Here is a 12,451-nt window from a genome sequence, read left to right on the forward strand (position 1 = left end):
CCTCCTGATGCTTGCGGACGAATTCGACTGCATCCCTGACCTGCGGGTTTTGCATGCCGATGCCTTCGTAGCCGAGTAGTTCCAGAATCCGCGCGGTGATGTCGGCGCATTCAGGATCGAGCATCGCGTTATGATCGGCAAACGGGACCTTTTCGAGAATGTTCTTGGTGCAGTCCTTGTCGAACGCGCCCCACCCGCCGTCTTTGCACTGAAAGGTCATCGTCCAGTCGAGGCCGCGTTTGAAACTCTCGTCGCGCCGGCGTGGGTCGTCTGTGGGCACCTTGCGGAGCGCAAGCAGCACCATTGCAGTGTCGTCCACGTCCGGGCACCATTTGTTTTCGTATTCGAACGCCCAGCCGCTCGGCTCGACCTTTGCGGGATTCTTGTACTTCCAATCGCCCCGGAACCGGATCTCCTTCGCAATCATCCAGTCCACCGCCTTTTTCAGAGCGGGATGATTTTCCGGCACGCCCGATTCGCGAAGGCAAATGGTGACAATTGCCGTGTCCCACACCGGCGAGAAACACGGTTCGATGCGGACATCGTTTTCGGTTTCGTGCTGAAGCCGTTTCAACTCGCGTTCGGCGCGGACGACCTGAGGATGATCATCGGGATAGCCGAGCGCCTTGAGCGCGATGAGGGAGTTCAACATGGCGGGAAAGATCGCGGCCAGTCCGTCTGCGCCCTCGAACCGTTCGAGCATCCATTGCTCGGCCTTTTTCAAGGCGCGTCTGCGGAAAGGATGAACGTTATGCTCCGCGAACAACTCGGCGAATTTGTGCAGCTTGTCGAGCCAGAGGAAGAAATTGCGCAGGGTAAATCCTTCCGGGTCGGGTGGCAGCGCGAGGTCGCGTTCGTGGTAACCTTCCGGATAGAGCTCGTCGAGCGTGATGTTGCCCGGCCGGCGCGTCGGTTTGTAATGGTTGATGATCGAGAGCGGGACGAGCATCGATCGCGTCCACGAACTCATCTCCCAGAAATTCACGTGGAACCATTTGCCGATGAGAATGACCTCGCAAGGAATGGTGGGAACGTACTTCCACGGGAAAAGGCCCAGCAAGGCGAGGTAGAGGCGCGAAAACGTGTTCATCCGCGGCACGCCGCCCATGCTCAACACGGACTGGCGCGCCCTCAACATGCGGCCGTCCGTGACCGGCACTCCGGCGAGCTTGAGCGCCAGGTAGGCCTTGATGGTGGCGTTCACGTCCGCGGGGCCGCCGTGGTAAATGTTCCAGCCGCCGTCCGGCAGTTGCATCGAGAAGATGTGGTTGACCGCCTTGCGCTGCCAAACCTTGTCCACCTTGCCGTTCCAATGATGGTAGGCGATCATGTCCGAGCATAAGGTGGAATCGACCATCAGCTCGCCGACCCAAAAACCTTCCGGCTTTTGCAGGCTGAGCAGGTGGTTTTGAGACCGCCGGATGGCAGTCTCCAAATCGTCTGGTCGGGAGCCGACGCTTGCGCTTGAGGCCGTTGGATTCAGATCGACCCGGCGGGGATCAGATATAATCTCTGACACGTCCGGTAATTTGAGAATTCGCCCGCGGCCTGTAAAGACCTAATTCGGCGCGCCGCTGTGCCCGCGCCAATACGAACGACTTGGGATTGACGCGGCCGCTTTCGGATTGAACTTTGGCCGATGAAGGATAGCTTCACCGGCGCATGAAGTTTTTCAAATACCACGCGCTCGGTAATGACTACCTCGTCATGGACCCGAAGGACTTCGCCACGCCACTGACCATCGAGCAGATCAAAACAATCTGTCACCGGAACTTCGGTGTCGGCTCCGATGGCATTCTGCTTGGACCGTTGCCGTCGGACAAGGCACGATTCGCATTGCGCATATTCAATCCGGACGGGAGCGAAGCGGAGAAAAGCGGCAACGGGCTGAGAATTTTTTCCCGTTACCTGTGGGACCGAAAATTCCTGAAAACCGACGAGGAGTTCACAGTTGAAACCCTGGGCGGTGTGGTGAAGTCCCGCGTGCTGGACGGCGGCAGGACGGTCCGCGTGGAAATGGGCAGGGTGAGTTTTCGAAGCGAGGAAATCCCGGTGACCGGCCCCGGTCGCGAAGTCGTCAACGAAAAGATTGTCGTCGGAGACCGCGCCTTCAATTTTTGCGCGGCGACGGTTGGCAATCCGCACTGTGTTTTGCCGTTGCCCGACATCAGTGCCGGGCTGGCGAAGCAATACGGCCCTCTGCTCGAAACCCACTCGAGTTTTCCGAAGCGCACAAACGTGCAGTTTCTGAAGGCGCTGGATCGGCGCAACATTCAAATCGAGATCTGGGAACGCGGAGCCGGATACACGCTGGCGTCCGGCACCAGCAGCAGCGCGGCGGCGGCCGTCGCGTACAAGCTGGGACTGTGTGACAGCTCGGTCACCGTTCACATGCCGGGTGGCAAATTGTCCATTGAGATCCGCCACGACTTTTCGATTTTGATGACCGGGCCGGTGACGAAGGTGGCGGAGGGGACGGTGGTGGAAGAATTGTTTACAACTTCAATTCCGGTCTGAAGAATCGCAAAAATTCGGGCTCGCCAAAAGCACGCCTTTGGCGGATTTTACCCGCCGCATTTTAACAGCGCATGTTCACCGGAATCTATACAGCCCTTGTCACACCGTTCAAAGACGGCAAGGTGGATGAACTCGGTTTCGAGCGTCTCATCAAAGCGCAGATCAAGGGAGGCGTGGACGGCATTGTGCCGGTTGGCACCACGGGCGAGTCGCCCACCCTGAGTTTTGAGGAGCATATCTATGTGGTCGAGCTGGCGATCAAGTTCGCCGCGCGCAAAGTCAGAGTGCTCGCCGGCACGGGCGGCAATTCAACCGATGAAGCGATTTACCTCACCGTCGCCGCTGAAAAGGCCGGCGCGAACGGCTCGCTGCAGGTCGCGCCCTACTACAACAAGCCGACGCAGGAGGGTTTGTTCCAGCATTTCCGCGCCATCGCCTATGCAACGAAGCTGCCAATCGTGCTCTATAGCATTCCGTCGCGTTGCGGTATAGAGATCGGCGTGGACACAGTGAAGCGGCTCGCGCGCGATTGCAGGAACATCGTCGGCATCAAAGAAGCGGGTGGCAACGCCGACCGCGTGAGCCAGTTGCGCGCGGCGCTCGGGCCGAAATTCGCGATCCTCAGCGGTGACGATTCACTTACGCTGCCTTTCATGGCCGTCGGCGCGCAGGGCGTCGTCAGTGTCGCGTCAAACCTGATCCCGCGCGAACTCAGCCAGATGGTTCGCGCGTTTGCGGCCGGCAAATCGTCCGTTGCGCTCAAACTGCACGACACGTTTTATCCGTTGTTCAAGGATCTCTTTGTGGAGACGAACCCGGTTCCGGTCAAAGCCGCGCTGGCAATGCTGGGGCAGATCAAGGAGGAATACCGCCTGCCGCTGGTGCCGATGAGCCCGAAGAACTGCGAGGCTTTGAAAGCCACGCTCAAAGCGTGCGGCGTGCTGAAGTAGCCATTAACTCTCAATCTCCGATTTGTCAGCTTTGAACCCGACCAAACTTATCATTGCCGGGGCGAAGGGCCGCATGGGACAAACGCTCGTCACCTGCGCCGAGCGCATTCCCGATTTGCAGGTGGCCGGCCAGATTGATCTGGGCGACGATTTGCTGCCGCTCATCAAAGAGGCCGATGTGGTGATTGACTTCAGCTTCCACGACGCCACAGCGAGATTTGCGTCGGTTTGCGCCCGGCACAAAAAGGCCCTGGTCATCGGCACGACGGGACACAACGACGACGAGAAATCCCGGATCAACAACCTCAAGTCGCAAATCCCGATCGTGTGGGCGTCGAACTATTCCACCGGTGTGAACGCGCTCTTCTGGCTGACGCGCAAGGCAGCCGAGATTCTCGGGCCGGGCTTCGATCTTGAAGTCGTCGAGATGCACCATCGGATGAAGAAGGACGCGCCCAGCGGGACCGCGGCGGCGCTTGCGGAAATTCTCACGGAGGTCCGCAAGCAACGGTCTGACCAGGTGCTTCGCCACGGACGACACGGCATCACCGGCGAACGCACCCGGGCTGAAATCGGAATGCACTCTCTGCGCGGCGGGGACGTCGTGGGTGATCACACGGTCATTTTTGCGGCGGAAGGCGAGCGCCTGGAACTCACGCACAAGGCTTCCAGCCGCGAGACATTCGCCAACGGCGCGTTGCGTGCCGCACAATGGGCCGTCAACCAAAAACCCGGTCTTTACGACATGCAGGACGTGCTTGGCCTGAAGTGAAGCCGGAAGCGGGAATCGGAAATCCGGACGCGGGCGGTTCGCTTGCACGGGATGGTTTTGAGATCGTGCCCGATGTCCTGCCGGATGGTCAGTGCGATATTATCGCCAGCGAGCTTTCCGTTCTGCCTGACGCTCGTGAGGGACCAACCAATGGCAGACACTATCGGGGCCGGAACCTTCTCCGACGAGTGCCAGCCGTCGCTCAACTGGCTTCTTCAAAGCTGTTGAAAGGAATTTTGGAGAGCCGGTTGAAACGGGAGATTTTTCCTGTGCGGGCCTTGTTCTTCGATAAAAACGCGGATGCAAACTGGACCGTTGCCTGGCATCAGGATTTGACGATCGCGGTTGCGAGAAAAATCGAAACACCGGGATTCGGCGCATGGTCGATCAAGGAAGGGATCGTACACGTGCGGCCGCCCGCTGAAATCCTGGAGAATATGGCGACCCTCCGTTTGCACCTGGATAAATGCGACGCAGACGACGGCGCGTTGAAAGTCATACCGCGATCCCATCTGCGGGGAAGGCTTGACTCAACGGAAATCGGCGCGTGCGCCGAAAAGAACGCGGGTTTGATTTGCGCAGTTCCAAAAGGCGGGGCATTGCTGATGCGGCCGCTGCTGTTGCATTCATCTTCACGCGCAAAACGGCCGGTGCATCGTCGCGTTCTCCATCTCGAGTACGCGTCCGTCGGTTTGCCGGCCGGACTGGAGTGGTTCGACTCCTGACGCGATGCCAGTCGAGTCTCCATCCGACATCGCTGCGGCGAAGTTCGAGACGCCTAAACTGGCGTTTGTCGCGCTCGGCTCGAACCTCGGCGATGCGATGGGAAACGTGCGCCGCGCGATGGACCTTTTGCAAGAGCTGACCGACCTCCCGCTTCTCCGGTCGTCGCTCTGGCAAAGCACACCCGTGGATTGCCCGCCCGGGTCGCCATTGTTCGTCAACGCCGTCGTCGGCCTGAGACCGCGGCCGGGTGAATCGCCGGAGTTGCTGTTTGAAAAAATGCAGGACCTCGAAAAAGAGTTCGGCCGGGAGCCGAAGCGGGTGTTGAACGAGCCGCGGCCGCTTGACCTCGACCTGATCGTGTTCGGCCGAGAGCGGCGCGACACGCCCCTGCTGACCTTGCCTCATCCGCGCGCCCATTCTCGACGATTCGTCCTTCAGCCGTTGAGCGAAATTGCGCCGGACCTGATCCTGCCAGGCCAGGTTTTGAATGTTCGTCAACTGCTCGAAACGACGGAGCCGTCCCAAACATTGCTGCGAGTCGGCTGAAGCGTGGTGGAGGCGGGATCGGCCTCTTTCGCTCGTTTTCCCGTGTTTCCGGCTCGCTCCAACTAAAACTTTGAAACGTTCGTTGCTTGCGATTAAATTTTTGCGGGTTCACTTTCGTCTTATCAGACCATGTTCAGTACGTTCAGCGGGTTTGCTTTTGCCGGGCCTCTCAGGTCGTTGGTCCGGCGCGCGGAACGGAGCGGGGCTTCCACGCGGTCGGCCGTCGGCTTTTTTTTCGTGATTCATCTCGCGACGGTCATCGCCGGAGCGCCCGCCGTTGAGGCTGCCGCCGGCGGGCCAGGTCCCGGCTACAATCGTGACGTCCGTCCGGTCCTTTCGGACAACTGTTTCGCCTGCCACGGCCCGGACAAGAACCAGCGCAAAGGCAAACTCCGCCTCGACGTGCGCGAAGCCGCACTCGAAAAGCAGGCGATTGTGCCCGGCAAGCCCGATGAAAGCGAACTGATCAAACGCCTCTACACAACCAACGACGACGACGTCATGCCTCCGCCGGAGTCCCACAAAAAGCTGACGACGCAGCAAAAGGAATTGCTGGCGCGCTGGATTGCCGCGGGCGCGGAATACGAGCCGCACTGGGCCTACATCAAACCGGTCCGGCCTGAAGTGCCGGCAACTCGAAATGCGGCCTGGATTCGAACCCCCATTGACGCTTTCATTCTTCACGCCCTCGAGTCGAAGGACATCACGCCCTCACCCGAGGCGGACAGACGCACGTTGTTGCGCCGGCTCAGCCTTGACCTCGTCGGCCTGCCGCCGACGCCGGACGAAGTGGAGGAATTCGTGAAGGATGCGAATCCAAAAGCGTACGAGAACCAGGTGGACCGGCTCCTCAGGTCGCCGCATTACGGCGAACGGATGGCAGTGCCGTGGCTGGATGTCGCAAGGTTTGCCGACACCGTGGGTTATCATGGCGATCAGAACGTGAATGTCTTTCCGTATCGCGACTATGTCATCAATGCGTTCAACGAAAACAAGCCATTCGACCAGTTTACCATCGAACAACTCGCCGGGGATCTGTTGCCACATCCCACTCCGGAGCAACAGATCGCGACCGGATTCAATCGTTTGAACATGGTGACCCGCGAGGGCGGCGCTCAGCCGAAGGAGTATCTTGCCAAATACGCCGCCGACCGAGTGCGGACCGTGTCGGCAGCCTGGCTGGGTTCAACGATGGGTTGCTGCGAGTGCCACGACCACAAATTCGATCCGTTTTCGACGAAGGATTTTTATTCGATGGAGGCGTTCTTCGCGGACATCAAGCAATGGGGCGTTTACCAGGATTACGACTACACCCCGAATCCCGATTTGAAGGGCTGGAGCAATGATCATCCGTTTCCCCCGGAGATTCAGGCCGAGAGTCCTTATCTGCATCGCAGAATGGAGAAGCTCAGGAGCGAGATCGCGCGCGTGGACGGGATGGCGGCGGCAGAATTTGGACGAAACGCGCCGGGCCAGCTTGAATTCGATTCATGGTGCCGGTTTGGCAGCGAGCTTGTGAAACGTCACCCCGACGGCTGGGAGGCGCCAACTCCCGCAGTCTGGCTCCAGCCCAAGGACACCAATTCGCCGCCGGACACCCGCTTCACGGTGCTCGAGGATGGCTCCGTCGTTTTTACGGGCAAACCCGCCGAGCAAACGCAACTCACGCTGCCGCTTTCACCGGGCTGGCTGGCCGCAATCCGGTTGGAGTTGATCCCACGCAAGGAGCACGGGGGCCGCATTGTGCGGGGAGAAAAAAAGAGCATGCTGGTTTCTCTTTCGGCGAAGTGCAAGCTGTTCGAGGGTGGTGAAACGAACCTCGCGTTTTACACCGCGGATGCCGATCACAAGGAGCCTCGCTATTCAAACGGCTTTGACGTGCCGGATCTGAAAGACGGCTGGAAAACGTCCGGCGCGGACTGCCAGGTGCGCCAGATCGGAGTCTGGCTGCTCGACCGCCCCATTCTTGCAAGGGCCGGCGATGTGCTGATCCTCAAACTGGGCCGGACCGCCGCCGGCTGTGTGCGCGTGTCTGTTTCGCCTTTCGCGGACGGCGAACCGCTGCGGGCCGGCTCGGGCACCGCGTTGCGGGCGGCCCTGGCCAAGACACCGGCGTTGTGCTCTTCATCCGAGCGAGTCCTGTTGCGCCGGACCTTTCTCCTCAGCACCGGCCGGCAGGGCGAAGCATTCGCCCGCCGCAAAAAACTGCGCGCCGAACTGTTGGAATGCCGGGGCGGCAGATCGCCAACCGTGGTGACGGTTGCCCGTGAGCCCAGGATCACCCGCGTTCTCCCACGCGGCAACTGGCAGAGCGAGAGCGGAGAAATCGTCGAGCCGGCCGTGCCGCACTTTTTACCGCAGGTAACGGGCGCTCATGGACGGCGGCTCACGCGCCTCGACCTCGCCCGATGGATGGTCTCACGCGACAACCCGCTGACCGCGCGCACCATCATGAACCGGCTGTGGAAACAGTTTTTCGGAACCGGAATCTCCGCCGTGGTGGATGACCTTGGCGCACAAGGCGAATGGCCAACTCACCCGGAATTGCTCGACTGGCTGGCGGTCGAGTTCATGGACAGCGGCTGGGATTTCAAGCACATGGTCAAACTCATGGTGATGTCTTCGACATACCGCCAGTCGTCGAATCCCCGGCCCGAAATCAGGGAGGTGGATCCGAACAACCGGTTGCTCGCCTCGCAGTCCCCCCGCCGCCTCGAAGCCGAATTCGTGCGCGACAATGCGCTGTTCATCGCGGGGTTGCTGGATCCCGGCATCGGAGGACCGAGCGCGCATCCGTATCAACCGGCGGGCTATTATGCGAACCTGCAATTTCCCGACCGCGACTACCACTCCGATGATGACGAGCAGCAGTACCGCCGCGGCGTCTACACGCACTGGCAGCGGACATTCCTGCAGCCGATGCTGGCGAACTTCGACGCGCCGTCGCGCGAGGAATGCGTCGCGGCACGCAACGTTTCGAACACGCCCCAGCAGGCCCTCACGCTGTTGAATGACCCGACGTTCACGTAAGCTTCGCGGGTTTTCGCGGAACGGGTGATCGCTTCAGCGCGGAAATCGGACGATACCCGGCTTGATCTGGCCTACGATGAAGCCCTGGCCCGGCCGATCAAACCGGGCGAGCAACAATCGCTCGAGCAGTTCCTCACGCTCCAGCGGGAACACTACCGGGCGAATCCCGATGAAGCGAAGAAACTGTTGCGTGTGGGAATCGCGCCCGAGCCGAAAAACGCGGACGAAGCTGAACTGGCTGCCTGGACCCAGGTTTGCCGCGTGATCCTTAATCTGCATGAAACAATCACCCGTTATTGACGCCGTGTATTTATTCCCATGAAAACGAATTTCGATCCCGAGAAGTTCCAATTGAGCATCAACCGCCGTGCCTTTCTTGGCCGCGCGGCTTACGGACTGGGCGGCGTCGCGCTGGCCTGTTTGCTCGATCCCGGATTGTTGCGCGGCGAGGAGGCCGCCGCGGCGCGATGGAAGGGTATTGTCAACCCGGCGCATTTTCCCGTAAAGGCCCGGCGCGTCATCCATCTCTGCATGGCGGGCGGGCCTTCGCATCTGGAAAGCTTCGATTTCAAGCCGAAGCTCAAGGAACTCCATGGCAAGCCGTTTCCGGATTCCTTCACCAAGGGACAGCAGCTTGCCCAGTTGCAAAACATGACACTCAAGGCGCAGGGGCCGTTCTGCGCCTTCAAGAAGTGGGGCCGGTCGGGCCAGGAAATCTCGGAGTTGTTCCCGAACATTGGCGGCATTGCGGACGACATCTGCATCATCCGCTCCATGCACACGGAGCAGATCAACCACGATCCGGCGCACGCCTTCATGAACACAGGCACGCAAATCAAGGGCCGGCCCAGCATGGGTTCCTGGCTGCTCTATGGCCTTGGCTCGGAAACGGAGGACCTGCCCGGGTTTGTCGTGCTGACTTCGAAGGGTAAATCGGGCGTGCAACCCGTTTCGGCGCGCCAGTGGTCATCCGGCTTTCTGCCAACCCGGTTCGAGGGCATCCTTTTTCAGTCCAAGGGCGACGCCGTCCATTACGTCGGCAATCCCGAAGGTGTCTGCCAGAGCACCCAACGCCAGGTGGTGGATGAAATCAAACGACTCAACGGCATGCTGGCCGAGGAGCGCGATGACCCGGACATCCACACACGAATAACGCAGTACGAAATGGCGTTTCGCATGCAGGCGTCGGTGCCCGAATTGACGAATTTCGCCGGGGAACCGCAGCACATTCTGGATCTGTACGGGGTGAAACATCCCGGAGACGGAAGCTTCGCTTCAAACTGCCTCATGGCGCGGCGGCTGGCGGAACGGGGTGTCCGGTTTGTGCAGGTCTATCACCGCGCGTGGGACCACCATAACGAAATTGAGAAGGACATGCCCGTGAGCGCGAAGGACGTGGATCAGGCTTCAGCAGCATTGATCCTGGACCTGAAACAACGCGGCATGCTGGACGACACACTGGTTCTGTGGGGAGGTGAATTCGGGCGCACGCCGATGGGGCAGGGCTCCGGCCGCGACCACCACATTCTGGCGTTCTCGGTCTGGATGGCGGGCGGCGGTGTCAAGGGAGGTGTTACCTGGGGCAGCACCGACGAACTCGGGTACCGCTACGTCGATGACGGCCAGCAAATGCACGTTCACGATTTGCACGCCACGATGCTGCGCCTTTGCGGTATTGATCACACCCGGCTGACCTACCGTTATCAGGGTCGCGACTTTCGTCTGACTGACGTTGCGGGCAACGTGGCTGCGGGAATTCTCGCGTAAGCGCAAAACGCGGCGCAACCATTCCGACCGGATGGCCATGGCTGCGAATGGAAATGTCTCTGATGTCTGATAACAAGCAACCGCTGTGTTTGTGTCGTCGCGGTTTCCTGGTGTCTTTGCTTGTGGTGGCCAACGGCATGTTCGCCGCGACAATTGCCGGCCGGGGTGCGCCCGCCAAAGGGGCCGTGGATTTCGGACGCGACATTCTCCCAATCCTTTCCGACAACTGTTTCAAGTGCCACGGTCCAGACGAAAAGGCGCGCAAGGCGAAACTGCGGTTTGACACAAAGGACGGCGCGTTCCGGGTCAAAGATGGCAAGACGGTGATCGTGCCGGGCAAAAGCGCCGCCAGCGAACTGTTCCGGCGGATCACGACGCGGGATTTGGATGATCTGATGCCCCCGCCGGATTCAAACCGCAAGCTGACCCAGAAACAAATCGCACTGCTCAAACGATGGATCGACGAAGGCGCGAAATGGGGCCGTCACTGGGCGTTTGAACCGATCAGAGCGCAGTCACCGCCCAAAGTAAAAAACAAGCGCTGGCCGGTGAATGACATTGACCGCTTCGTGCTGGCGCGACTGGAACGGGAGGGGCTCGTGCCGGCGTCCGAATCGGACAAGGAGCGTTTGATACGACGCGTCACGTTCGACCTCACCGGTCTCCCTCCCACGATCGCGGAGATGGATGCCTTTCTTGCCGACAAATCGGCAGGCGCATACGAGAAGGTCGTGGATCGCCTGCTGAATTCCGTCCGCTACGGCGAGCGGATGGCGGCGCAATGGCTCGATCTGGCGCGTTACGCCGACACTTATGGCTACCAGATGGACGCGCCCCGGCCGGTGTGGCGATACCGCGACTGGGTCATCAAGGCGTTCAACGAAAACCTTCCCTTCGACCGGTTTGTTACCTGGCAGCTCGCCGGGGATCTGTTGCCCAACGCGACGAAGGAGCAGCGTCTGGCAACCGCGTTCAATCGTCTTCACCTCCAGAACGAGGAGGGGGGCATCGTCGAGGAAGAGTTTCGAGTAAGCTACGTGGTGGACCGCGTGGATACCTTCGGCACGGCGTTCCTCGGCCTGACACTGGAATGCACACGATGCCATGACCACAAATTCGACCCGCTTACCATGCGCGATTTTTACTCGATGTTCGCCTTCTTCCAGAACATCGATGAAGCCGGGCAGAATCCCTACACCGGGTTCGTGGACTACACGCCGTCGCCGTCGTTGCTGCTCTCCGACGTTGCGACCGACGCGAAGCTCGCGATGCTGAAGGACCAGATCGACGCAAAGGAGAAACAGTTTGCGGCGATGCGGGATGCCGCCCGCGGCGCGTTCGCCGAATGGCTGACCAACAAGCCGCCCGAACCGGGCGTGCCGGGCCTTGTTGCGGCATTTTCCTTCGATGAAATCCAGACCAACAAGATCATCAACAGTGTTGATCCTTCCAAACCCGGGCAGGCCCATGAAGGCCCGGCGGTCGTCGAGGGCAAAAACGAAAAGGCGGCGGAACTGAACGGCGACAACGGGTTTACATTTCCGGGCGTCGGGCATTTCACGCGGACCGATCCGTTCTCGATCGCGCTTTGGTTGCGAATACAGGATCTGGCGCCGCGTGCGGTGGTTCTGCATCACTCGAAGGCGCCCGCCGACGCCGGGAGTCGTGGCTACGAGCTGCTGCTGGAAGACGGGCATGTCGCTGTTGGACTGCACCACCAATGGCCTGGCGATTCGATCAAGGTGCGCACCAAAGTGTCCCTCGCGACAAACGAGTGGGTTCACGTGGCGTTCGTCTATGACGGCTCAAGCCATGCCTCGGGCGTCCATGTTTTCCTCGACGGCAAACCCGCCGCAACGGAAGTGATCCGCGACAAATTGCGCAAGGACATCACTTACGAAGGCGGCGAGCCGGACCTGGCGGTCGGCTACCGCTTTCGTGACGCAGGCTTCAAGGGCGGCGCGGTGGATGAGTTGAAAATCTTCAATCGCGCGCTGACTCCAATCGAGATCGCGGATGTCGCGGGCCGCGACGACTTGAAGATTGCGTGGAAGACCGCGCCGGACGCACTCGGCGCCACCCGGCGCGAAGGTTTGCTCGATTATTACGTGGCCAACGTATATCCGCCCGCCAGACAATTCCT

General features: G+C 60.1%; 10 protein-coding genes. 9 read left to right on the forward strand and 1 reads right to left on the reverse strand.

Annotated elements, in window-relative coordinates; all coding sequences use genetic code 11:
• The coding region (gene shc / locus VN887_15490; protein ID HXT41408.1) for a squalene--hopene cyclase at positions 1-1,435 on the reverse strand (1,435 nt) is incomplete at its 3' end.
• Positions 1,436-1,662: 227 nt separating this feature from the next.
• Here shc and dapF point away from each other — a divergent pair.
• From dapF to VN887_15535, 9 genes are all read left to right on the forward strand, one after another.
• Positions 1,663-2,517, forward strand: a complete 855-nt coding sequence (gene dapF / locus VN887_15495; GenBank protein ID HXT41409.1) for a diaminopimelate epimerase — start codon at positions 1,663-1,665, stop codon at positions 2,515-2,517.
• Between the two features lie 71 nt (positions 2,518-2,588).
• Positions 2,589-3,467, forward strand: a complete 879-nt coding sequence (gene dapA / locus VN887_15500; protein HXT41410.1) for a 4-hydroxy-tetrahydrodipicolinate synthase — start codon at positions 2,589-2,591, stop codon at positions 3,465-3,467.
• 31 nt (positions 3,468-3,498) lie between these two features.
• Complete coding sequence (gene dapB, locus VN887_15505) at positions 3,499-4,239, forward strand: 4-hydroxy-tetrahydrodipicolinate reductase (protein ID HXT41411.1); 741 nt, start codon at positions 3,499-3,501, stop codon at positions 4,237-4,239.
• Complete coding sequence (locus VN887_15510; protein HXT41412.1) at positions 4,236-4,964, forward strand: phytanoyl-CoA dioxygenase family protein; 729 nt, start codon at positions 4,236-4,238, stop codon at positions 4,962-4,964. The genes dapB and VN887_15510 overlap by 4 nt, the downstream gene beginning before the upstream one ends.
• Before the next feature lie 4 nt (positions 4,965-4,968).
• The gene (gene folK / locus VN887_15515) at positions 4,969-5,511 is read left to right on the forward strand and encodes a 2-amino-4-hydroxy-6-hydroxymethyldihydropteridine diphosphokinase (protein ID HXT41413.1); all 543 of its coding nucleotides are present in this window, start codon (positions 4,969-4,971) and stop codon (positions 5,509-5,511) included.
• A 129-nt stretch (positions 5,512-5,640) separates the two neighbouring features.
• Positions 5,641-8,541, forward strand: coding sequence for a PSD1 and planctomycete cytochrome C domain-containing protein (locus VN887_15520; GenBank protein HXT41414.1), 2,901 nt, complete (start codon positions 5,641-5,643; stop codon positions 8,539-8,541).
• 24 nt (positions 8,542-8,565) lie between these two features.
• Complete coding sequence (locus tag VN887_15525) at positions 8,566-8,841, forward strand: hypothetical protein (protein HXT41415.1); 276 nt, start codon at positions 8,566-8,568, stop codon at positions 8,839-8,841.
• Between the two features lie 18 nt (positions 8,842-8,859).
• A complete protein-coding gene (locus VN887_15530) occupies positions 8,860-10,308 on the forward strand; it encodes a DUF1501 domain-containing protein (protein ID HXT41416.1) in 1,449 nt (482 codons plus the stop codon).
• Between the two features lie 62 nt (positions 10,309-10,370).
• A partial coding sequence (locus VN887_15535) for a DUF1549 domain-containing protein (protein HXT41417.1) occupies positions 10,371-12,451 on the forward strand: 2,081 nt, incomplete at its 3' end.

Origin of the sequence: Candidatus Angelobacter sp. (genome assembly GCA_035607015.1) — a bacterium.
Taxonomy (GTDB): Bacteria; Verrucomicrobiota; Verrucomicrobiia; order Limisphaerales; family AV2; genus AV2.